General features: G+C 53.4%; 22 protein-coding genes, 1 tRNA gene and 2 pseudogenes. 10 read left to right on the top strand and 15 right to left on the bottom strand.

Annotation, left to right across the window (positions count from 1 at the left end; translation table 11 throughout):
• Positions 1–32: 32 nt before the first annotated feature.
• Entirely contained in the window at positions 33–575 is a 543-nt protein-coding gene (gene idi, locus E0L16_RS03750) for an isopentenyl-diphosphate Delta-isomerase (RefSeq protein WP_131636355.1), read from the bottom strand.
• 163 nt (positions 576–738) lie between these two features.
• On the opposite strand from idi, the gene actS reads away from it, so the two are divergent.
• Positions 739–1,479, top strand: coding sequence for an amidase activator ActS (actS, locus tag E0L16_RS03745; RefSeq protein WP_131636354.1), 741 nt, complete (start codon positions 739–741; stop codon positions 1,477–1,479).
• Positions 1,480–1,559: 80 nt separating this feature from the next.
• Positions 1,560–1,633 (top strand) — tRNA-Gly (locus E0L16_RS03740).
• 501 nt (positions 1,634–2,134) lie between these two features.
• Here E0L16_RS03740 and E0L16_RS22280 read toward each other — a convergent pair.
• The 8 genes and pseudogenes from E0L16_RS22280 to E0L16_RS03700 all read right to left on the bottom strand — a co-directional run.
• Positions 2,135–2,398, bottom strand: a complete 264-nt coding sequence (locus E0L16_RS22280) for a hypothetical protein (RefSeq protein ID WP_035889611.1) — start codon at positions 2,396–2,398, stop codon at positions 2,135–2,137.
• Complete coding sequence (locus E0L16_RS22095) at positions 2,395–2,670, bottom strand: hypothetical protein (RefSeq protein WP_131636353.1); 276 nt, start codon at positions 2,668–2,670, stop codon at positions 2,395–2,397. Before E0L16_RS22095 ends, E0L16_RS22280 begins: the two co-directional genes overlap by 4 nt.
• Positions 2,654–3,790 carry a PAAR domain-containing protein gene (locus E0L16_RS03725; RefSeq protein ID WP_131636352.1) on the bottom strand — a complete coding sequence of 379 codons (1,137 nt, stop codon included), beginning with the start codon at positions 3,788–3,790 and terminating at the stop codon, positions 2,654–2,656. The genes E0L16_RS22095 and E0L16_RS03725 overlap by 17 nt, the downstream gene beginning before the upstream one ends.
• Positions 3,791–3,800: 10 nt before the next feature.
• A complete protein-coding gene (locus E0L16_RS03720) occupies positions 3,801–4,262 on the bottom strand; it encodes a PAAR domain-containing protein (RefSeq protein ID WP_207388499.1) in 462 nt (153 codons plus the stop codon).
• Positions 4,263–4,379: 117 nt separating this feature from the next.
• Complete coding sequence (locus E0L16_RS03715; RefSeq protein ID WP_131636351.1) at positions 4,380–4,589, bottom strand: hypothetical protein; 210 nt, start codon at positions 4,587–4,589, stop codon at positions 4,380–4,382.
• Positions 4,586–4,945 (bottom strand): annotated as a pseudogene (locus E0L16_RS03710) (tyrosine-type recombinase/integrase); the annotation flags it as partial. The gene E0L16_RS03715 and the pseudogene E0L16_RS03710, both read right to left, overlap by 4 nt.
• Positions 4,946–5,195: 250 nt before the next feature.
• Positions 5,196–5,567, bottom strand: coding sequence for a hypothetical protein (locus E0L16_RS03705; protein WP_131636350.1), 372 nt, complete (start codon positions 5,565–5,567; stop codon positions 5,196–5,198).
• Between the two features lie 77 nt (positions 5,568–5,644).
• Positions 5,645–5,740: pseudogene (locus E0L16_RS03700) on the bottom strand (type VI secretion system tube protein Hcp); the annotation flags it as partial.
• Positions 5,741–6,231: 491 nt separating this feature from the next.
• Between E0L16_RS03700 and E0L16_RS03695 the strand changes: the two are divergent.
• The 3 genes from E0L16_RS03695 (at position 6,232) to E0L16_RS03685 (ending at position 8,811) form a co-directional block, all read left to right on the top strand.
• Positions 6,232–7,407, top strand: coding sequence for an OmpP1/FadL family transporter (locus tag E0L16_RS03695; RefSeq protein WP_131636349.1), 1,176 nt, complete (start codon positions 6,232–6,234; stop codon positions 7,405–7,407).
• Between the two features lie 63 nt (positions 7,408–7,470).
• Positions 7,471–8,100, top strand: coding sequence for a winged helix-turn-helix transcriptional regulator (locus E0L16_RS03690; RefSeq protein WP_107533677.1), 630 nt, complete (start codon positions 7,471–7,473; stop codon positions 8,098–8,100).
• Positions 8,101–8,199: 99 nt separating this feature from the next.
• Positions 8,200–8,811, top strand: a complete 612-nt coding sequence (locus E0L16_RS03685) for an outer membrane beta-barrel protein (RefSeq protein WP_107533676.1) — start codon at positions 8,200–8,202, stop codon at positions 8,809–8,811.
• Positions 8,812–8,869: 58 nt separating this feature from the next.
• Here E0L16_RS03685 and E0L16_RS03680 read toward each other — a convergent pair whose 3' ends face one another.
• A complete protein-coding gene (locus tag E0L16_RS03680) occupies positions 8,870–9,268 on the bottom strand; it encodes a hypothetical protein (RefSeq protein ID WP_063867929.1) in 399 nt (132 codons plus the stop codon).
• Between the two features lie 170 nt (positions 9,269–9,438).
• On the opposite strand from E0L16_RS03680, the gene E0L16_RS03675 reads away from it, so the two are divergent.
• Positions 9,439–11,421: an alkyl/aryl-sulfatase gene (locus E0L16_RS03675; RefSeq protein WP_131636348.1), complete on the top strand. Its 1,983-nt coding sequence runs from the start codon at positions 9,439–9,441 to the stop codon at positions 11,419–11,421.
• Between the two features lie 77 nt (positions 11,422–11,498).
• Here E0L16_RS03675 and E0L16_RS03670 read toward each other — a convergent pair whose 3' ends face one another.
• Complete coding sequence (locus E0L16_RS03670; protein WP_131636347.1) at positions 11,499–12,383, bottom strand: SDR family oxidoreductase; 885 nt, start codon at positions 12,381–12,383, stop codon at positions 11,499–11,501.
• Between the two features lie 61 nt (positions 12,384–12,444).
• Complete coding sequence (locus E0L16_RS03665; protein ID WP_063869470.1) at positions 12,445–12,834, bottom strand: YdeI family stress tolerance OB fold protein; 390 nt, start codon at positions 12,832–12,834, stop codon at positions 12,445–12,447.
• A gap of 139 nt (positions 12,835–12,973) precedes the next feature.
• Between E0L16_RS03665 and E0L16_RS03660 the strand changes: the two genes are divergently transcribed.
• The 4 genes from E0L16_RS03660 to E0L16_RS03645 are packed head-to-tail and all read left to right on the top strand — an operon-like array spanning position 12,974 to position 15,470.
• Positions 12,974–13,477 carry a hypothetical protein gene (locus E0L16_RS03660; protein ID WP_131636346.1) on the top strand — a complete coding sequence of 168 codons (504 nt, stop codon included), beginning with the start codon at positions 12,974–12,976 and terminating at the stop codon, positions 13,475–13,477.
• A gap of 9 nt (positions 13,478–13,486) precedes the next feature.
• On the top strand, positions 13,487–13,933 hold the full coding sequence (locus E0L16_RS03655; protein WP_063451971.1) for a DUF421 domain-containing protein: 447 nt from the start codon (positions 13,487–13,489) through the stop codon (positions 13,931–13,933).
• A 15-nt stretch (positions 13,934–13,948) separates the two neighbouring features.
• On the top strand, positions 13,949–14,467 hold the full coding sequence (locus E0L16_RS03650; protein WP_063451970.1) for a 2-oxo-tetronate isomerase: 519 nt from the start codon (positions 13,949–13,951) through the stop codon (positions 14,465–14,467).
• A gap of 16 nt (positions 14,468–14,483) precedes the next feature.
• Complete coding sequence (locus E0L16_RS03645; RefSeq protein WP_131636345.1) at positions 14,484–15,470, top strand: SDR family oxidoreductase; 987 nt, start codon at positions 14,484–14,486, stop codon at positions 15,468–15,470.
• Here the strand turns inward: E0L16_RS03645 and E0L16_RS03640 are convergent, their stop codons facing one another.
• From E0L16_RS03640 to E0L16_RS03630, 3 genes are read right to left on the bottom strand one after another with little or no spacing between them, the layout of a single operon-like run.
• Positions 15,471–17,096 (bottom strand): alpha-amylase family protein, encoded by a 1,626-nt coding sequence (locus E0L16_RS03640; RefSeq protein ID WP_131636344.1) that lies wholly within the window; start codon positions 17,094–17,096, stop codon positions 15,471–15,473.
• Between the two features lie 8 nt (positions 17,097–17,104).
• Positions 17,105–18,115 carry a cytochrome d ubiquinol oxidase subunit II gene (gene cydB, locus E0L16_RS03635; protein WP_063451967.1) on the bottom strand — a complete coding sequence of 337 codons (1,011 nt, stop codon included), beginning with the start codon at positions 18,113–18,115 and terminating at the stop codon, positions 17,105–17,107.
• Positions 18,115–19,518 carry a cytochrome ubiquinol oxidase subunit I gene (locus E0L16_RS03630; RefSeq protein WP_003862857.1) on the bottom strand — a complete coding sequence of 468 codons (1,404 nt, stop codon included), beginning with the start codon at positions 19,516–19,518 and terminating at the stop codon, positions 18,115–18,117. The genes cydB and E0L16_RS03630 overlap by 1 nt, the downstream gene beginning before the upstream one ends.
• Positions 19,519–19,567 lie beyond the last annotated feature (49 nt).

The raw sequence follows: 19,567 nt of genomic DNA, 5'->3' as shown, positions 1-19,567 counted from the left end.
AAAAGCCCCGCGCGTATTTCGCCGGGGCTTTTTTATTGCGCGGCGAAGGCGCTGAGTTCTTCGCGCGCGGCTGTCGCTTCCAGCACCATCCACGGACTGAACGCCCACGGCGTGGCATCCAGCGCGCGGAATAGCGCGTCCAGCTCCACCCACTGATACTCCATCACTTCGTCGCTATTGATTGCGAGGGTATTCGTGACGCGGGCCGCGTAGACCGGGCAAATCTCATTTTCAACGATCCCGGATGGGTCGGCTTCGCGGTAGCGGAACGCCGGGGCAACGGGAGTGATGTCGGTGATTTCGGCGCCGATTTCAAAGCGGCAGCGGCGGATAATCGCCTGCTCCGTCGCTTCATCGGTCTGTGGATGACCGCAAACGGAGTTCGTCCACACGCCAGGCCAGGCTTTTTTACCTAAGGCGCGCCGGGTAATCAGACATTCTCCGTTAGCGTTAAACAGCCACGAAGAGAAAGCCAGATGTAGCGGGGTGTGTGTCGTGTGCGCGGCGTACTTCTCCTGAGTGCCAATCACCTTTCCCTGGTCATTTACCAAAATAACGTGTTCTTGAATACTCATTGATGCTCCAGTGCCAAAATGCCAAATGGTTCAGCACCATCAGCAGAATTATTATACTGCATTCTTATGCGAACGGTTTGGCCCACAGAGCGGAAAAGGGCATGACCGGCATCAGTTTGGGCTGCTATCATAGTGCGCCATTCACGCTGACCGAGGAGCTGTTTTGTTTGCAGGAAGCCTGACGAGAAACCCGATCATTGCCGTTTTCTGCCTGACGCTGACGCTACTTGTAGCCGGATGCTCGGGGAGTAAATCGTCGGATATGGGCAGTTATTCCGGTGCCGTCTATACCGTTAAGCGCGGAGACACACTCTACCGCATCTCACGTGCCACGGGGACCAGCGTGAAGGAGCTGGCGCGCCTGAATAACATCTCTCCACCGTATACCATTGAGATAGGGCAGAAGCTCAAGGTTAACGGCGGTTCCTCTTCAGAGAAAAAATCCTCAACGCGCAAAACGGCCAAAGTCACACCATCCTACCAGGTACCAAAATCCTCCTGGCCGCCGGTCGGTCAGCGCTGCTGGATCTGGCCTGCCAGCGGAAAAGTGGTGGCGCCGTACTCGCTCTCGGAAGGGGGCAATAAAGGCATTGATATCGCAGCTGCGCGCGGCACGCCGGTTTACGCATCGGGAGCCGGGAAGGTGGTGTATGTCGGTAATCAGCTGCGCGGTTATGGCAACCTGATCATGATTAAGCATGGTGAGGACTACATTACGGCCTATGCGCATAACGACACGATGCTGGTCAACAACGGTCAGAACGTAAAGGCGGGGCAGAAGATCGCGACCATGGGCAGTACCGGGACGGATACGGTGAAGCTGCACTTCCAGATCCGCTATAAGGCCACGGCCATCGATCCGCAGCGTTATCTTCCGGCGCAGGGCAGCAAACCGAAGTGCTAAGTGATTAGATTATCGCCAGTTAGCTGTGAAGAGGCTTGTATGCAGAAGCGTAAGGTCTATAATGCCTTACGCACCTCAAAGCGGGCGTAGTTCAATGGTAGAACGAGAGCTTCCCAAGCTCTATACGAGGGTTCGATTCCCTTCGCCCGCTCCAAATCTCTCCCCTTGTGGAGAAGCCTTAAAAGCCTTCTCTATCAGCAACTTAAATAGTTACCTATTTTAGTCGCCTATGGGTTCTACCATTGTGATCCGCCCTTGGTAACTGTCACGCTAAGTTACATGGTGAGATGACAGTATAACTCAGCGTTGGCGGCAGTTGCATCCTCACACCGCGATAGCACAACGTGAAGAAAAAGCCCATCCAGGCATAGTTATGTCATCGACAGATTGATCATACGCATTTCAAGCCCGATGTGCGGCTCTCAGAGCTATGTAAACTACAAACGACATATAGGCTCTATCAGCGTTTCAGCCACGCTCCCGCAAGGGTACACGGTTATCCTGATAAGGTGTGATCCCTCTGACAGTCTGATGAAGTCGCTACGCTCCGCTTGTTGTTGTATCACCAGCGGGGCTTTATGGCTTCGATTGTCTAAAATTAGGGAAAAGGGAAAAGGGAAAAGGGGAAAGGCTGGATCTCTCCAGCCTTTTGCGGTCATCTCACTTTCTTGAAGATAAGCAGGATCAGAGGGACGCAGACAGCGAAACCAATGATAGAGGCTAAAGCCGAATCAGAGTGATTTTGTGATAGCTCCTTAACAAACCAAGTGCATTGAGAAGGGGTAAATTCTCCTCCTTGGCTCATTGTCTCTGAAAAGTTAAGAGCGAAGACCAGATCGAAATAAAGCACGATAACGTAATACGCTACGCAGATCAGCGCGATACTCACCCACCTGATCCAGAACTTCTTATTCATCATCTCACCTTTTTAAAGATTAGTAGGATGAGAGGCACGCAGATCGCAAAGCCAAAAAGGGCGACAGTAAAAACGCCATCAGTGGCTTGCATGATCGAGTCTATAGATGCTTGGTACTCTTTTAATGGGATTGGGCCAGAAAACCGCATACTTTCACTCTCGCTGAATGCGGAAAAAGAGAAGGTAGATAGCACCAGTGCGATAAAGTAGCAAAGCGATACAATTACAATCCCACCCCATCGAAAAACGGTTTTAGTTCTATTCGTCAGCGCCATAAGATCCCCCTAATACGCCACCTACAGTGCCGCCGGAATACGGAGACAATGAATCGCCAGTGGCTGCACCTTCCGCTGCAACATGCTGAGCTACACCACCGCGAGTTTCCTGGAATGGTTGTAAATTGCCTGAATTAGGGTATTGCTCTTTGAATACTCCGGTCATCTCAACGACAAGCATTGAGGACATGTCTCCACCCTTTGCGATGAGAAATCTTTGCAGCGATACCGGAACGGTGAAATCTTCCTCAGCTTTAATAGGTAGTTGGGTCGTAGTAGATGTGTAACCGTGCTCAAATACCGTAGAGCCAGCAAACTTAATCCCCGCAACTGAATGTGTGGTGCAGTTGCTGCCAGTAACGTCATACTCATCAATGGTATGGCCTCTCCTCCTTGTTGTCTCTGGCATTTTTGATGTTTGTATAGCTGGCTTACTGTTGTTCCATAGGTCTTCGAAGAACGCTCTTGTCTTCATCGGGTCAGCATCGTCTATGCGGAAAACACGAGCACCCATCTCATAGAGTTCAGAACGATAGTAAACCCTTGCATCTTCATCTTGCAGGAAGTTAAGAACACCATCTCCCGTAAAGCCTCCACGATTGGTTCTGCCATAGCGACCATACGTGTAGAGATAGACACTGTTATTCTCATGCACCGAAACGAAAGCGTGACCTGCGTTTTTGGTTTCAGTCCAGATGTAAACGCCGTTCAATAGCTGGTTATCTTCTGGCTTGCAGGTGTCAGCAAAGGTGTTTTGCTTCTTCGCTGCCTGTGTATGTTGCACTGGCTCTACAGGCGCTGTCGCCCAAGAAGGAGTATTCACCTCAACGGTGCCAGGCGCGATAAGAAAATTAGTACCCAGTGGACAACCGCAGTGGATTTCTGCACCGTCCACGGCGACTGCAGCGCTATTTGAGCAGCGAGGATCACCGCTCACTATCACCCCCACTTTCCCGCATTTCGGGCAAGGGGTGGTCTTATCGCCGATATAGAGTTTCCACTTGCCCATGACAGACATACCGGGGCGCGCGGCAATACATTGTGCGCCTGTAGATGTTTTATCTCCATGTAGACCAACGTTCTTACCGTGAACTGTGCAGCCTCTGTTAACCGATGCCATAGTGACCGCCTTATTTCAGAAAGTTTTCTGGCAACGATTCCCCTGCTCGGACTACTCTTCTTCCGGCATTCTGTGGGCTACTGATAATTTCGTCGCCGTTGTCGAGTAAGCTACCGACAAGAGCGGCGGAGTCACCAGAGGTATTACCTACTCCAGTGCTGATTTTCGCGGTGGTTCCATCTGGATAACGAACTTCATCACCCACAAGAGATACATTTAGGCGTGTTCCGTCTTCAATTTCGATCTGCTGCCCGTTGTATTCACTGATAACCGTTCCCCCGTTGCGGGTTAAGCTACCCTCTGTAGCAATCAAATAAGCGGCTGTAACTGGGTGAGCGAGATTGTAGGCGTTTCTTTCAGCGATCAGATTACGGGCTTCTTCGTTCATTTCCGCGAGCTGTTCAGCTGTGTATGGTGATTGGTCAAATGCTGCCAGCGTTTCGGCGGTGAGTTCATTGGTGTATTGCTTCATAAGTCCTTCTACTTGCAATGGAAATAATTTCAGTGGCTATTTTACAAGCAATGACCACATGAGCAATAAGTATTAGACTTAAGCGAAATTATGTTTCGTAACAACCAGTAAAGGGGGTTACTCCTCCTCAAAGGTCATTGTGTAGCGGCATTGCTGCGACGGTCTGATCGTCACTATCTCCGTATAATTGGCGTTGCTGTATACGCAAATCTTCGCGTTGCCTGTCTCCTCTTCATTACTGAGAATCAGGGTTATCTGTCCGGCATTCGCCAGGGCTGGTAATAGCGCCACTATCAGCACAATCAAATGTTTCATATCGATCATCATTCTAAAGAAAACTCCTCTGTTAAATCGTCCTGCACGTCCTGACCGTACCCGATGTAATACATGGTTGAGCGCGGATCTGTCTGTCCCAGGAAATGGGCGATAGTTTCAATAGCCACTCCATTTTCGAATAGGATTCGCCCCCGACTTTTTCGCGGCGTATGGCTGCCCATGTTAGAGAATCCGGCTCTACGTCCCATCTTCCCAAATTCAGTGAATACCGTGTTACGGGTTACGGCGTTGCCTTTGCTACGGAGATCGCCCTTGCTAAAGATGAAATCCGTCTTCACTGGCATATCGGCTTGCTCTGCCTTGCGTTGTGCCATCACTGACAGCATCGCGGCTGTCACCTTTGATCTCGCTCCGGCGGGGTTTTTTATTTCCTGAAATCCACACCAGCGCATGGCCGCATAGCGGTGAAAGTACCGTTCATCTTGATTCCGATTCCGGCATTTGAGGCCGGGGAATCAAGACCGGATAGCAAGCAGTCCCGCCATTAGCCCGTATGCTCCACCAGAAGCGCTACAGCGCGTCATCCCACAGGCGAGCCAGTGACAACAGACAGGATTTTCTATCAGTTAACCGCAATTAACGGGTATTCAAACTCAACTATTTCCCGCCGAAAATCCAACCGATGATGGCACCGATTACCGCAGAGCGGGTCTCACCTGCTGCTCCTTTGAGAACGTTTATAACTGCATCGCCTGCACCAGGTGCCTGCTGTTGAAGTAAATTCAAACCACGAGGTGTTAACTTGGCGGCGGTGTCCATGTCGGTTGAAGAGATTATCTCCGTGTAACCCATATCGGTGAGCGCCTGGAGCGTATAGCACAGCAGGTCTATCTGAGTTCTGTCTCCTCTGGGCTTCCAGCCGAAGTCTGAAAAGTCGAACGATGAGTAAAACGGATAGTCCGCAAAAAGTTTCACCAGGATTCCAGTTGCCATCTCGTTGAAGCTGTCTTTACCTTGAATGATGTCCATGTTGTTTCCTTATGCTCACTGATGGAGCGAGGTTACTTACTTACGGCGGGAAGTAACTCTCACACATCAGGCAGGAAGTTGAAGTATTCCGCTTCCTGTCCTGCGTCGTTGATCTTGTACCATTTGAACTCAGCAGAGTTAAGCGTCTGACCAGTAGCAACAGCTTTATAAAGATTAGTTCCCTGTACTGGCGTACCTGCTTCCCCCTTTCGTTCATTGTTATGATCGGTTATCGACGTAACACGGTGAGTTGCACATTTCCTGTACCCTGGATACCCTGAGATTAATCCTAATAACTCAAGGGTGAGTATGGCTAGCGGGAAGAGAAAGAATCAAAAGGAATCGCCTGAAGAAGAGTTAGATCGCCTGCTGGATGAGCTTGAACTCACACCGGAGCAACGGGAGTTTATCGAATCCATGCGAGAGGATAAGAGCGATCCCAGTAGCGAGTAACGCTTGTCTTAAGCCGAACGAATACAAACGGCATGGTAAGACATTCTTCTCCAGGTGCAGGCAAAATCGCGGTGCCGTATTCCGGCTGTCGCTGGAGTGTCATAAATATAATTACGCGCGCGCATAATTTAAAATTAAACCCTCTTCCTTTTTACGTCATCAGGCGCCCCTGTTATATCTGTCGGCAAATTTTTTATTTCCCGGATCGCAGATGAATACACGACTCCTCCTGTGCGCTGGCGTATTAGCCGCCTCCAGTGCCCATGCCAGCGCCCTCTATTTTTATGAAGCAGGCACCGAAGATACCGCGCTTGCCGGCGCAGGGCAGGCCGCTCGTGCGCAGGATGCCTCGACAATTATGACCAACCCTGCCGGCATGACGCGGTTACCGGATCATATGGTCACCGGTGGGTTACAGGTGATGGACGGCTCCATCGATAACCAGCTGGATAACGATAACGATCAAAGCCCCGGCGACGTGATGAAAACCATCCCAAATGCCAGCGCCTTTTATAGCCAGAAGGTGACCGATAATCTCTATGCCGGGGTCGGGCTTTACGGTAATTACGGCCTGGGGATCGACTATGGCAGCTGGACGGGCGACAGGCTGATCAAAAAGAGCACCATGGTGGCCATGACGCTCAGCCCCTCGCTGGCCTATAAGCTTAACGACCGTCTCTCGATTGGTGCGTCTGCCAACGTTAACTATGGTTACTTCTCGCTGACCCGCAACGTTAACGATGATGACTACCGGCAACGCGATGAAGACCTGGCCATGAGCTATCGGCTTGGGCTGCTGATGCAGCTGACTGACCAGACGCGAGCCGGTATTACGTGGAACAGCGAAACGGACTACAGCTTCAATATTGACGGCAAAGCGCGTCTACAGAACGGCACCTACGACCTGCCGGTGTCGGCGCAAATCAGCGCGCCGCAGCAAATCATGCTCAGCCTGGTCCATGATATAAATCCGCGGTGGTCGGTTATGGGCGATCTCGGCTGGCAGGACTGGAGCCGGTTCGGCGCGCCGCAAATTGTTGTCGGGGACCAGCAGCTGCACAACGTCAGCCGCCTTAAGGACACGTGGCATGGCGCGGTGGGCGTGCAGTATCGTCCAACGCCTCAGTGGCGACTGAATGCCGGCGTGGCGTTCGACAGCTCGCCGTATGAAAGCCAGAGTGATGTGGCCTTAACCTTACCTACCGGCGATGAGTGGCGATTTGGCACGGGAGCCCAGTATCAGATCACCCCGGCCAGCAATATGGGTATTGCCGTTTCGTATCTTCATATGCAGTCCTCGCATGTGAAATCGCCGACGGCGTTTGCCGGAAGTTACGACCATCCTTATCTCTGGTTTGCCAGCGTCAACTACAGCTATCAGTTTTGATCGGCTAACCGCTTAAAATATATGGTCTATACTCGCAGATATTCAATGTCAGAAGGTTGTACCATGCATATTTTACCGCCTGTTCGACCCGAAAAATCCATCGAACGACTGACCGCTATCCTTGAGCCGATAGCGGAGAAAGTGCAGGTTGTCCCGCGCAAGCGACTCACGTGGTTACGGAAAGGGAAGCAGCAGATGTATCTCTTTCTGGAAGGGGAGCTGTCCCTGCTGCGGGCCTCGGATGGACTGGTGGTAGTAACCGTTTACGAGCCGCATTTGTTTGGTATCGCAGAGATGATCCAGCCTACCCAGGGGCATTTTCTGCGGGCCGAGAGGACGTCGACCATTTTACGTCTCGATGCGGACAAGGCGGCAGCGTTGTTTCGTGCCGAGGGCGTCTGGGAGGATGTTGCGGCGCTGCTCTCATACCACACGGCCTATTTGATATTCCGTGATGCGCAGGTACTACAGCAGCGTACCTATTCGGTTATTCGTAACCACCTTCAGGAAATGATTTTATTACCTGAAGAGACGCGTTTACGAACCACGATTCTGGAATATATTCAGGATCGAACGCTGCTCTCTCGCAGCAGTATACTCAATGTATTATCCGCCCTTAAGCAGGGAGAGTATATCTCCTTCAGGCGCGGTGGATATCTGCTGGAAGTCAGGCATTTACCTGAATCATTCTAGAGAAAGTTTAAAATTAAACAGAAATAGAATTAACGAGGCTGTTCATTTTCTATATCGTTTGCTTTCTAAATATTATTTTATCACGTAAACGGTATATTTATGAAAAAGACAGTTATCGCATTGATTATGGTAAATGCGTTTACCGCCACTTCAGCGTTAGCCGCCGCGGATGCGGGCACCTGGTACGGCGGAGCGAAATTCGGCTGGTCTCACTATTTTGATACCAGTACGGGTTCAAAAGCATTTGATAACAATAATTCCGACCACTTCGATTTTGACCATGATAATGTCGGTGGAGGTGTTTATACGGGTTATCAGATTACCCCATGGCTTGCGGTAGAAGGCGGTTATGACTATTTAGGAAATATGCAGATCAAGGGTCAACATAGCGCAGGGGCGCAAATGAAGACTCAGGGCCTGCAAATGTCCCTGAAGGCGAGCTACGCCCTGACCAATGACTGGGATATTTATGGCCGTGCCGGTGCGATGGGCTATCGCGCTGAATCCGATGTAAGTGGTCACAATCGCTTTGAAACCGGCGTGCGCCCGCTTGCAGCCGTAGGTACTGAATACGCCTTCAACAAAAACTGGGCGGGTCGTCTGGAGTACCAGTGGGTAAGCAACGTGGGAAATGTTAACCAGATCGGTGTGAGCAGCGACCTGAGTTCCGTCACCGCAGGGCTTAGCTATCGCTTCGGTCAGTACGACTGATGCCCGTGACATTACTCATAATAAGAACCCGGCTACCGTGTAGCCGGGTTTTTTGCATTCAGCTGGATAATAACGGTTCAAGAATGAGGTGAATATTTTGCAGGCCCGTTAAGTTTTTATCTTTCAGGTACTGCTGATTAACCATATCTAATTGTTCCAGTTTGGTCAGCGAGGCATAGACGCGTTGAACCGCACTGTCAGAAACAAAAATTTCTTTTGCGGTTGTGCCCTGAAGATACTGCGATTTTACGCTGCGCGTTAAGTTATCAATCTGCTGTTTATTTTCCTGATAAAGAGACGCGATATGAGAAATCTGTGCCTGCGGCGGTTTCTCTCCCGGCAATACCAGCGGAATTTGCAGATGATTAATCTTTTCAACGTTATCGGGTGGGGAAGAACGACATGCTGTTAATGTGCTCAGGCTTAAGACAGCGAAAAAGAACGGCAGGCTCTTCATCGAATCACTCCGGAAAAATAATGGGACTCAGCATTATCCCTGAAGGCCACAGCGACGAAAGGTTAACCTTGTTTATTTATAAACGTTATTTCCTTAGGTAAAAGAAAACTCCGGTGATAGCCTCCTTTCCCCCCTGTACCGCCAGCGTGAATATGTCTCCTCGAGGAAGTATGAAATTTAAAACTCTCGTTAGTGCGATGGCCGTTGCTGGTCTGCTCCTGGCCTCGTTGATCTCATTGCCTGTCCTGGCACAAAAGGACGTAAAGGAGGCAACTGCCCGTACGAAGGAAATGAATGATGCACTTTATGGTCAGTTGCCCTTCTTTAATAAAACCGATTTCCGCAATGCGCATAAAGGCTTTATCGCCCCGCTGCCGCCTGCGGTGATTAAAGATGAAAAAGGCGCCGTTATCTGGAACCCCCGGCAATATGCTTTTATCAAAGAAGGGCAAAAAGCACCTGATACCGTCAACCCGAGCCTGTGGCGTCAGGCGCAGCTGAATAATATCGGTGGTCTGTTCGAGGTCACAGAAGGCGTCTACCAGATCCGCAACCTCGATCTGTCGAATATGACGATCGTAGAGGGTAAAGAGGGGATCACGGTTATCGATCCGCTGGTGTCTGCTGAAACTGCCAAAGCGGGCATGGATCTTTACGCCAATAATCGCGGCAAACGTCCGGTTGTTGCCGTTATTTATACTCATAGCCACGTCGATCACTATGGCGGTGTGCGTGGCGTAGTGGATGACGCCGATGTGACGTCCGGCAAGGTGAAAGTTTATGCCCCAGCCGGTTTTATGGAAGAGGCGGTGTCGGAAAATATCATGGCCGGAAATGCCATGAGCCGGCGTGCCAGCTATATCCATGGAAACCTGCTGAAGCCCGGCGTGAAGGGGCAGGTGGGGGCGGGTCTGGGGAGTACCACCTCAGCAGGCACGGTGACGCTCATCGCGCCCACTCGCACTATTGTCGAAGACGGGCAGAAAGAGGTTATCGACGGTCTCACCTATGACTTTATGCTGGCCCCGGGCTCGGAAGCGCCTGCGGAAATGCTCTGGTATATAGAAGAGAAAAAGCTGATTGAAGCCGCGGAGAACGTCACCCACACGTTGCACAATACTTACTCGCTGCGCGGGGCGAAAATACACGATCCGCTGGCATGGTCAAAGTACATCAATAACGCCATCGATCGTTGGGGTGATAAAGCGGAAATCATCATCGCGCAGCACCACTGGCCCACGTGGGGTAACAAAAAAGTGGTGAAGCTGATGAAGAGCCAGCGTGATATCTACCGCTATATTAACGACCAGACGCTAAGGCTGGCGAATAAAGGGCTGACGCGGGATGAAATAGCCGCTAATTTCGCCCTGCCTTACGGGCTGGCAAAATCCTGGGCAGGCCGCGGCTACTACGGCTCGGTAAGCAACAATGTCAAAGCCACCTTTGTCTACTATCTTGGCTGGTTCGACGGCAATCCGGCGACGCTCGATGAACTGCCGCCGGTCGAGGCGGCGAAAAAGTATGTCGATTACATGGGGGGAGCCAGCGCGATCCTTGAAAAAGCCCGTATTGATTACGCCAGGGGGAATTACCGCTGGGTGGCACAGGTGGTCAGTAAAGTCGTCTTCGCCGATCCCAATAATAAAGCGGCGCGCGAACTGGAAGCCGACGCGCTTGAACAGCTGGGATACCAGGCCGAGTCAGGGCCGTGGCGTAACGCCTACCTCACCGGCGCGCAGGAGCTGCGCCACGGCGTGAAGAAAATGCCGACGCCCAAAACCGCCAGCCCGGATGCGGTCCGCGCCATGTCGACGGAGATGATTTTCGATTATTTCGGCGTTCACCTTAACGGCGTCAGGGCAGCGAATATCAGCGGCATTTTTAACGTTGATTTAGGCCGTGAGGGCGGCAGGTATAAGCTGGAGCTGGAAAATGGTGTGCTAAACCATAGCGCCAACGCTCAGGCAGAAGATCCGGATGCGACCATAACGCTCAGCCGGGAAACGCTGAACAAAATCATCCTTAAAGAAACCACGCTGAAAAAGGCGCAACAGGCAGGTGAGGTGACGATCGTCGGCAATGCCGCAAAGGTGGATGACATGCTGCGCTGCATGGAAAGCTTCCGTTTCTGGTTTACTCTCGTTACCCCTTGAACGTAAAAAAGGCTGCTTTCGCAGCCTTTTAGCATTCGCATGCATCAATTTGCCGGGTGGCGGCTTCGCCTTGATCGTTAAATGACGCCATCCCCGCCGTCTGAACACCATACCTGGCCGGATGTGTATGAACACTCATCCGAGGCAAGCGTGACGTACAGCGGCGCGATTTCGACGGGCTGACCCGGACGCCCCAGCGGGGTGCTCTCACCAAAGTGTTTCACTTTTTCCTGCGGCTGACCGCCGCTGGGCTGGAGCACGGTCCAGTAAGGTCCGGGCGCTACCGCGTTAACGCGTATCCCTTTCGGCCCCAGCTGCTTCGCCAGCGCTTTGGTGAACACCGCGAGACAGGCTTTGGTCTGCGCATAGTCAAGCAGTACGGCGCTCGGTTTTACCGCCTGTACGGATGAGGTGTTGATAATGGACGCGGGGGCCTTCAGGTGGCGTAGCGCCGCCTTGGTGATCCAGAAAGGCGCGTAAACGTTGGTTTTAAAGGTCGCGTCAAAATCTTCCGTGGTCAGCTCTTCGAGCGACTCACGGTACTGCTGGCGGCCAGCGTTATTCACCAGAATGTCCAGCCCGCCCAGCTTGCTGACGGCCTGCTCCACGAGGTTCTGACAAAATGTTTCGTCCCGTACGTCGCCCGGCAGCGCGACGGCGTTGCGCCCTTCGGCTTTAATCAGGGCAATCACCTCGGATGCGTCTTCTTCCTCTTCCGGCAGGTAGTTGATCGCCACGTCTGCCCCTTCGCGGGCATAGGCAATGGCTACCGCGCGCCCGATGCCGGAGTCGCCCCCGGTGATAAGCGCTTTTTTACCGGTAAGCCGGCCATGCCCTTTGTAGCTTGTCTCACCGTGATCGGGAACAGGGTCCATTTCAGAGGCCAGGCCCGGTGGCGTCTGGGGCTGTTCCGGGAAAGGGGGCGTTGGGTAAGCGTTCGTACGTTGTTCATTATCACTCATAGCTAACTCCTTGTTAGGGGTGAGATTTGATGGATAGGTACAGCGTTAACGCTTCGCTGAATTATTTTTGCAGGTGGCTGACCCGCACGACGGGCGGTGATGATTTTTTATCGAGCGAGCCGCTAATACTGATCATGTTGTCAGGCTCCACGGTTCTGTCATCAAATACGGCTTTCGGAATAACAACATCTATTTTCCCGGTTTTATCCTGGAATACGTATTTATCGTCCTTCCCGTCAATAAGGTTGCCGCGCAGTGAAATAGAGGCGCCGTCATGCATCTCTTTCGCCTGAGTTATCGTCATAATGCGCGCATCATCAGTACCACGATAACCGCTGTCCAGCGCATGCGGTGGCGGGGGCGCTTCACCCTTTTGTAACCCGCCGTTATTATCTGCCCATGCAGAAGGGATAATTAATATTAACAAAGCTGTAATGGCTGATAATTTCATCTGATATCCTTCATTTTGCATGTCTTGACTTATTAAGTATTGTTGCTATTCCTTTATGTGGCAAATGTGATAAGTCTTAAAAGCATTTGCGTAGAAAAATCATAAATTTCGGCAATTAAGCGAAACGGTGACGAAAGCCATGGAACCTGAAAATGAAAAAGTGCCCGGGATAAAAGAGAGTAATCGTTTACTGACGTTTGAGTATGCATTTCGTCAGGTTGGTTTTATTGTCCTGTTAGCTATTATCGTGGCCGCGATCGCCGGCCTGTTTTCCAGCGGTGCGCTCAGCGACGTGGAGAAAACAAACGAAGCAAAATCCCTGAATCTGAGCTATGAGCGCTTCGGCCGCCGCCAAACCGAATCGCAGATGGCGCTCACCTTCCCGGTAAAAGCCGAGGGCAAATACACCCTCAGCCTGACCAGCGAAAGCAGCGACGTGTATGAGCCAGGCAGCGTCTGGCCGCAGCCGGACAGCATGTATAGCCATGGGAATACCCTGTTTCTTGTCTACGATAACTTAAAACAGAGCGATAAGTTCACCGTCTTGCTGTTCATCACGCCGACAAAAGCAGGGAAATGGACAAACAGTATCCGCGTAAACAACGAGCCAGATATCCGCTTCTGGCAGTTTATTTACCCCTAGGAGTCGAATATGGACATGGTTTTTCGTGCCCTGGCAATATACCTGTTTCTGGTTATCGTGTTTAAAGTCGCCGGGCGGCGCGCCCTGCTGCAAATGACCAGCTTTGACCTTATTTTGCTCTTAATTATCAGTGAGGCGACACAGCAGGCGCTACTGGGCGAAGATTTTTCCGTTACCGGGGCGATGATTACAATAACAACGCTGGTGGTGGTGGATATTATTTTTGGACTGATGAAAAAATATTCTTCCTCCGTTGAGAATGTTCTCGATGGCACGCCGGTAATATTGGTAGAGAATGGTGTTCCCATCGCGGATAAACTGAAAAAAGTCGATGTATCCTGCGATGATATATTGGTTTCAGCACGCCAGAATCATGGCATAACGGAATTAAAAGATATTAAGTACGCAATCCTTGAGCGTAACGGCCATATTTCGATTATTCCTGAAGAAAATTAATTAAGGGGCACATCCATGAGCAACCTTATTCACGATAACAACACGACCATCAGCGAGCTGACGAAAAAGCTCGCCACAACGCTCACAGACAGAGGGCTGCGTATGACCACGGCGGAGTCCTGTACCGGCGGCAATCTGGCGGTGGCGCTCTGTGCAGAAGAAAACACCGCAGAGTTTTATGACGTGGGCATGGTGGTATTCAGCGACGAAGCGAAGGAGCGGATCCTGGGCGTTAACCACGACACGATTGAACGGTTCACCGCCGTCAGCGAGCAGACGGTGACCGAGATGGCTGCGAAAATTCGCGATATTGCCGAGGCGGATATCGGCGTTGCCATCAGCGGCTATGCGGGGCCGGAAGGCGGAGACGATGGCACCGCAGCCGGTACGGTCTGCTTCGGCTGGAATATTTGCGGGCAGACGGAAACCCGCACCGTGCTGTTCTCCGGGGAATGTCAGGATGTGGTGGAAAAAGCGGTGCGTTATTCGCTGTCTGAACTGATCGAAATACTTTCCGGCTGGGATAACGTCTGAAACAAGGGGAAAGGCTATGGCTGTCATCATAATTACCGGCGGTACGGCGGGCGTGGGGAAAGCCACGGCGCTGCACTTTGCTAAAGCGGGCTACGACGTGGGCATTATTGCCCGCGATGAGCAGAGCCTGCGCTCCACGGAAGAGGAGTTACGCCGTTTCGGAATTAACGCGTGTGCCGTTCAGGCCGACGTGGCGGACAGCAAGGCGGTGACCGAGGCTGCCAACGAGATTGAGTACCGGCTAGGGGCCATTGACGTGTGGGTGAATAACGCCATGGGCGGGATGCTGGCGCCGTTTCGCACCATGTCCCCTGAGGAGTTTCGCCGCGTCACCGAGGTGACCTATCTGGGCTATGTTAACGGCACACGCGCCGCGCTGGAGTTAATGACGCCTCGTGACCGGGGAACGATTATTCAGGTTGGCTCCGCGCTGGCCTACCGCTCCATTCCCTTGCAGTCAGCCTACTGTGGGGCGAAGGCCGCGATCCGCGGGTTTACCGACGCCGTGCGCACCGAGCTGATGCATGAAAACAGCCGGGTGCAGATCGCCATGGTACAGATGCCGGGCCTCAACACGTCGCAGTTCGAGTGGGCGAGGAATAAATTTGCATGGGCTATGCGACCGGTTCCCCCCGTGTTTCAGCCGGAAGTGGCTGCCAGCGCGATTTTCAAGGTAGCGCAAAAACCGGTGCGGGAGCTGTGGGTGGGCAGCAGCACGATCCAGTCGATTGTCGGGCAATTCCTTTTCCCCCATTTTCTGGACCGGCTGATGATCAAAAAAGCCTGGGAAGGACAGATGACCGATACGCTGAATGCGGAGGATCGCCAGGACTATCTGGATCAGCCGGTTAACGATCTGCATAAAATCCACGGGCACTTCACCAACGAAGCAAAAGAGCGCGCCACCAGCGTCACCTCCGGTATGCCGGGGAAAGTGCTGCTCGGATCGCTTGCCGTCACGGGCGCGATCGTGGCTCGTCTGCTGCTCTCCCGGAGACGCTAATCAGCGCAACGCGGTACGATCGGTCCAGAACCAGCGGTAGCCGTAGCCGCTGAGGTTAAGCTCAACGGTTTTGCCGCAAATCAGCGCGTCGTCGTAGCGTTTGTCCGCCAGGCAGGCGGTCCATGTGGCGTGTCGGATCCCTCTGGCGGTAAAATTAACGGGCTTATCGCTGAAGTTAACGAAGGTCAGGATGCTGCGCGTATCGGTTTCGTAATAGAGCCCGAGCACCGCATCGCTGTCGATAGTGATGAGGCGAAACGGCGCGACGCCGATTTCAGGAAACTCGGAGCGCGTATTGGCGATGTCGATAATGCGGTGCAGAAGCGAGCTGCGGTGCAACAGGGAGTCCGCCACGTTGATTTTCTGGTAGCGGTACGGACCGTGGTCAATGATCGGGGCGATAAAGGTATCCGGGTCGGCATCTGAGAAGCCGCCGCCTTGCGATCCGGCCCACTGCATCGGAGTGCGGACGGCGTAACGCTCTTCCAGATCCAAATCATCTCCCATGCCAATCTCATCCCCGTAGCGCATGACCGGTACGCCCGGCAGCGAAAATAAGACCGCATGGCAAAAGGCCAGCCGCTTTCGATCGCCATTAAGCATCGGCGCCAGACGGCGGCGGATCCCACGCTGATACACGCTCATCTCTTCATCCGGGGCAAAGGCATCAACGACGGTCTGCTTCGCTTTTTTCCCTATCCCTTCCAGGTCCAGCTCATCATGATTGCGCAGCCAGTTGGCGAAACAGCAGGAGTCTGGCGGCACAATCATCTTCTTTACCGCGTTGCGCAGCGGTCGCGCGCTTTTCTCCGCAAGGCTGACGTAGAAGTACTTATTGAGCCAGAAATTCAGCACCAGATTCAGCCGATCGTTCTGCCCAAAATACGCTTTGTAGGCTTCGACCTCCACGTCGACTTCGCCGAGCAGGATCGCGTCCGGGTTACGCTGCTCGATAAGACGCCGCAGGTGTTCCAGGATCCACAGCCCGCGTTTTTCATCCCCACGCCCGGCCTGTTTTGTCAGGTGCGACGCCGCATCCAGACGAAAGCCCGACACCCCGAGCTTTAGCCAGAAGATGATGATGTTCTCAACTTCCTTCAGCACCGCAGGGGAAGCCAGATTAAGATCCGGCTCGTGGCGATAGAACATATGCCGGTAGTATTGCCCCGCCTCGTCGTCCCATGTCCAGACGCTCTTTTCCACGCCAGGGAACATTGGGGGCGTATCGTCCTCGTCCGTGTCGGACCAGAGATAATAGTCCCGGTAGGGTGACTGCGGGTTGCGGCGGGCCTGCTGAAACCAGGGATGCGCATCCGAGGTATGCTGGATCAGCAGTTCAATAATGACCTTCATCCCCAGCTCCCGCGCCTGCTCAATGAAGGCGATAATATCGTTGAGCTTGCCGAAGCGGGGATCGACCTGCAAATGGTCGCTCACGTCATAGCCTTCATCGAGAAAAGGCGTGAGGTAAAACGGGGTGATCCAGATAACCGTCGCGCCCATCCGGCGAATGTAGCGCAGCTTCGCGGCGATCCCGGCGATGTCGCCGCAGCCATCGCCGTTAAGATCGTAAAACAGGGCGGTATCAATCTGGTAAATAATGGCGCGTGTATGCCAGCCTGCCATAGCAATCCTTAGTGATAACCTTCGGTATCAGACACTTTGCCCCGGAAGACGTAGTAGCTCCAGGCGGTGTAAACCAGGATCACCGGAACGATGAGCAGCGTGCCAATCAGCATAAACAGCTGGCTGGCAGGCGGCGCGGAGGCTTCCCACAGGGTAATGTGCGGCGGAATAATGTGTGGCCACAGGCTGATGCCCAGCCCGCTAAAGCCGAGAAAGATTAAGCCCAGCGTCAGCAGGAACGGGCGGGCGTGGCTGTCGGGATTGCGCGTCAGCCGCCAGATCCACAGGCTGAATACCGCCACCAGCACAGGGACCGGCAGGAACCAGAAGAAGTTGGGCAGGGTGAACCAGCGCTCGGCGACAAACTGCCAGCCGAGTGGCGTCCAGATGCTCACCACCGCAATGACGGCGATCAGCGCCAGCAGCACGTGACGGGTCAGCTCGCGCATTCGGTTTTGCAGCGCCCCTTCGCTTTTCATGATTAGCCACGTGGTGGCCAGCAGGGTATAGGCGACAATTAAGCCCAGCCCGCAGAACAGGTTGAACGGCGTGAACCAGTCCAGCGAGGAACCGACAAAGCGTCGCCCTTCGACGTCAAAGCCGTTGATCATCGCGCCGACCACGATCCCCTGGCTGAAGGTCGCGAGCAGGGAGCCGCCAGCAAAGGAGTAGTCCCAGAACTTGCGGTGGGAAGGGGTTGCCTTGAAGCGAAACTCAAACGCGACGCCGCGGAAAATCAGCCCGATCAGCATGGCCGTCAGCGGGATGGTCAGAGCATCAATAATCACCGCGTAGGCCAGCGGGAACGCGCCGAACAGCCCCGCGCCGCCGAGAACCAGCCAGGTTTCATTTCCGTCCCAGACCGGGGCGACGCTGTTCACCATCACGTCGCGCTCTTTGGCATCTCCCACAAAGCTGAACAGCATGCCGATACCGAGATCGAAGCCGTCCATGATGATGTACATCAGCGTGGCGAAGACAATAATGGCAAACCAGATGACCGGGATATCGACGCCCATCAGATTTTCTCCTCTTCCGGAACGGACTCGGCGGCGGACAGCGGACGGGCAGGGGTGCCCGACGTGTTAGACGTCAGCGTGCCGACAGGCTGTGGCCCTTTCTTAATTAACCGGGCGAGATACACATAGCCCACGCCAAACACCGAACAGTAAACCACGATAAAGGCCAGCAGGCTGATGCTCATCTGCAACGTGCTGTGCAGAGACACCGCATCTATCGTGCGCAGATAGCCGTAGACGACCCACGGCTGACGGCCTACCTCGGTGGTGACCCATCCGGCGAGCAGCGCGAGCAGTCCGGCTGGCCCCATGCAGAGGGCAAACCAGTGGAATGGCCGGGAGTGGTAAAGCCGACGGCGATAGCGCAGCCAGACGCTCAGCACGCCAAGCGTAATCATCAGCAGGCCCATGCCGACCATAATGCGGAAGGACCAGAAGACGATGAGCGAGTTCGGACGGTCCTCTTTCGGGAAATCTTTTAGCGCAGGCACCTGTTTATCCAGGCTGTGCGTCAGGATCAGGCTGCCGAGAGCCGGAATTTCAAGCCCGTATTTGGTGCGCTCTTCTTCCATATCCGGTACGCCAAACAGCAGCAGCGGGGTGGCCTCGCCCGGCGGGTTTTCCCAGTGGCCTTCAATCGCGGCGATTTTGGCCGGCTGATGCTCAAGCGTATTCAGCCCGTGCATATCCCCGACCACAGCCTGAATGGGTGCGACCAGCAGCGCCATCCACATGGCCATGGAGAACATCTTGCGGATCGCGGGCGTATCGTTACCGCGCAGGAGATGCCACGCCCCGGACGCGCCCACAAACAAGGCGCTGCACAGGAAGGCGGCAATGGACATATGGATCAGGCGGTAAGGGAAAGAGGGGTTGAAGATGATGGCCAGCCAGTCTTCGGGAATAACCTGTCCGTTCTGGATACTGAAGCCCTGCGGGGTGTGCATCCAGCTGTTGGAGGCGAGGATCCAGAAGGTGGACATCAGCGTACCCAACGCTACCATGCAGGTGGCAAAGAAGTGCAGGCCGGGGCCAACCTTGTTCCAGCCGAACAGCATCACGCCCAGGAAACCGGCTTCCAGGAAGAAGGCGGTTAAAACTTCATAGGTGAGAAGGGGGCCGGTTATGCTGCCCGCGAACTGGGAAAAGCCGCTCCAGTTAGTGCCAAACTGGTAAGCCATCACCAGCCCGGAAACCACGCCCATGCCAAAGTTCACGGCGAAAATCTTTAGCCAGAAATGGTATAGCGAGCGCCAGACATCGTTTTTTGTGCGAAGCCACATGCCTTCGAGTACCACCAGATAGCTCGCAAGCCCGATGGTGATCGCAGGGAAGAGAATATGAAAAGAGACGGTAAAGGCGAACTGGATCCTGGCCAGATGAAACGCATCGAGCTCGAACATGCTCCGTACCTCTGGAACTGATAGCGCACATGGTATTGCCAGGCAGCCT

The sequence above is a fragment of the Enterobacter quasihormaechei genome, assembly GCF_004331385.1.
Classification (GTDB): Bacteria; Pseudomonadota; Gammaproteobacteria; order Enterobacterales; family Enterobacteriaceae; genus Enterobacter; species Enterobacter quasihormaechei.
Note: the sequence above shows the minus strand (reverse complement) of the source record. Positions and strands in the feature narration are given on the sequence as shown.

What these genes read in the sequence shown, in the direction of transcription:
- E0L16_RS03680 (WP_063867929.1), bottom strand. Translation starts at nt 9,268, where the DNA reads ATGAAGAGCCTGCCGTTCTTTTTCGCTGTCTTAAGCCTGAGCACATTA.
- E0L16_RS03645 (WP_131636345.1), top strand. Translation starts at nt 14,484, where the DNA reads ATGGCTGTCATCATAATTACCGGCGGTACGGCGGGCGTGGGGAAAGCC.
- E0L16_RS03720 (WP_207388499.1), bottom strand. Translation starts at nt 4,262, where the DNA reads ATGAAGCAATACACCAATGAACTCACCGCCGAAACGCTGGCAGCATTT.
- E0L16_RS22095 (WP_131636353.1), bottom strand. Translation starts at nt 2,670, where the DNA reads ATGGCGCTGACGAATAGAACTAAAACCGTTTTTCGATGGGGTGGGATT.
- E0L16_RS03655 (WP_063451971.1), top strand. Translation starts at nt 13,487, where the DNA reads ATGGACATGGTTTTTCGTGCCCTGGCAATATACCTGTTTCTGGTTATC.
- idi (WP_131636355.1), bottom strand. Translation starts at nt 575, where the DNA reads ATGAGTATTCAAGAACACGTTATTTTGGTAAATGACCAGGGAAAGGTG.
- E0L16_RS03690 (WP_107533677.1), top strand. Translation starts at nt 7,471, where the DNA reads ATGCATATTTTACCGCCTGTTCGACCCGAAAAATCCATCGAACGACTG.
- E0L16_RS03675 (WP_131636348.1), top strand. Translation starts at nt 9,439, where the DNA reads ATGAAATTTAAAACTCTCGTTAGTGCGATGGCCGTTGCTGGTCTGCTC.
- E0L16_RS03670 (WP_131636347.1), bottom strand. Translation starts at nt 12,383, where the DNA reads ATGAGTGATAATGAACAACGTACGAACGCTTACCCAACGCCCCCTTTC.
- E0L16_RS22280 (WP_035889611.1), bottom strand. Translation starts at nt 2,398, where the DNA reads ATGATGAATAAGAAGTTCTGGATCAGGTGGGTGAGTATCGCGCTGATC.
- E0L16_RS03705 (WP_131636350.1), bottom strand. Translation starts at nt 5,567, where the DNA reads ATGGACATCATTCAAGGTAAAGACAGCTTCAACGAGATGGCAACTGGA.
- E0L16_RS03665 (WP_063869470.1), bottom strand. Translation starts at nt 12,834, where the DNA reads ATGAAATTATCAGCCATTACAGCTTTGTTAATATTAATTATCCCTTCT.
- E0L16_RS03660 (WP_131636346.1), top strand. Translation starts at nt 12,974, where the DNA reads ATGGAACCTGAAAATGAAAAAGTGCCCGGGATAAAAGAGAGTAATCGT.
- cydB (WP_063451967.1), bottom strand. Translation starts at nt 18,115, where the DNA reads ATGGGCGTCGATATCCCGGTCATCTGGTTTGCCATTATTGTCTTCGCC.
- E0L16_RS03695 (WP_131636349.1), top strand. Translation starts at nt 6,232, where the DNA reads ATGAATACACGACTCCTCCTGTGCGCTGGCGTATTAGCCGCCTCCAGT.
- E0L16_RS03650 (WP_063451970.1), top strand. Translation starts at nt 13,949, where the DNA reads ATGAGCAACCTTATTCACGATAACAACACGACCATCAGCGAGCTGACG.
- E0L16_RS03685 (WP_107533676.1), top strand. Translation starts at nt 8,200, where the DNA reads ATGAAAAAGACAGTTATCGCATTGATTATGGTAAATGCGTTTACCGCC.
- E0L16_RS03630 (WP_003862857.1), bottom strand. Translation starts at nt 19,518, where the DNA reads ATGTTCGAGCTCGATGCGTTTCATCTGGCCAGGATCCAGTTCGCCTTT.
- E0L16_RS03725 (WP_131636352.1), bottom strand. Translation starts at nt 3,790, where the DNA reads ATGGCATCGGTTAACAGAGGCTGCACAGTTCACGGTAAGAACGTTGGT.
- E0L16_RS03715 (WP_131636351.1), bottom strand. Translation starts at nt 4,589, where the DNA reads ATGATGATCGATATGAAACATTTGATTGTGCTGATAGTGGCGCTATTA.
- E0L16_RS03640 (WP_131636344.1), bottom strand. Translation starts at nt 17,096, where the DNA reads ATGGCAGGCTGGCATACACGCGCCATTATTTACCAGATTGATACCGCC.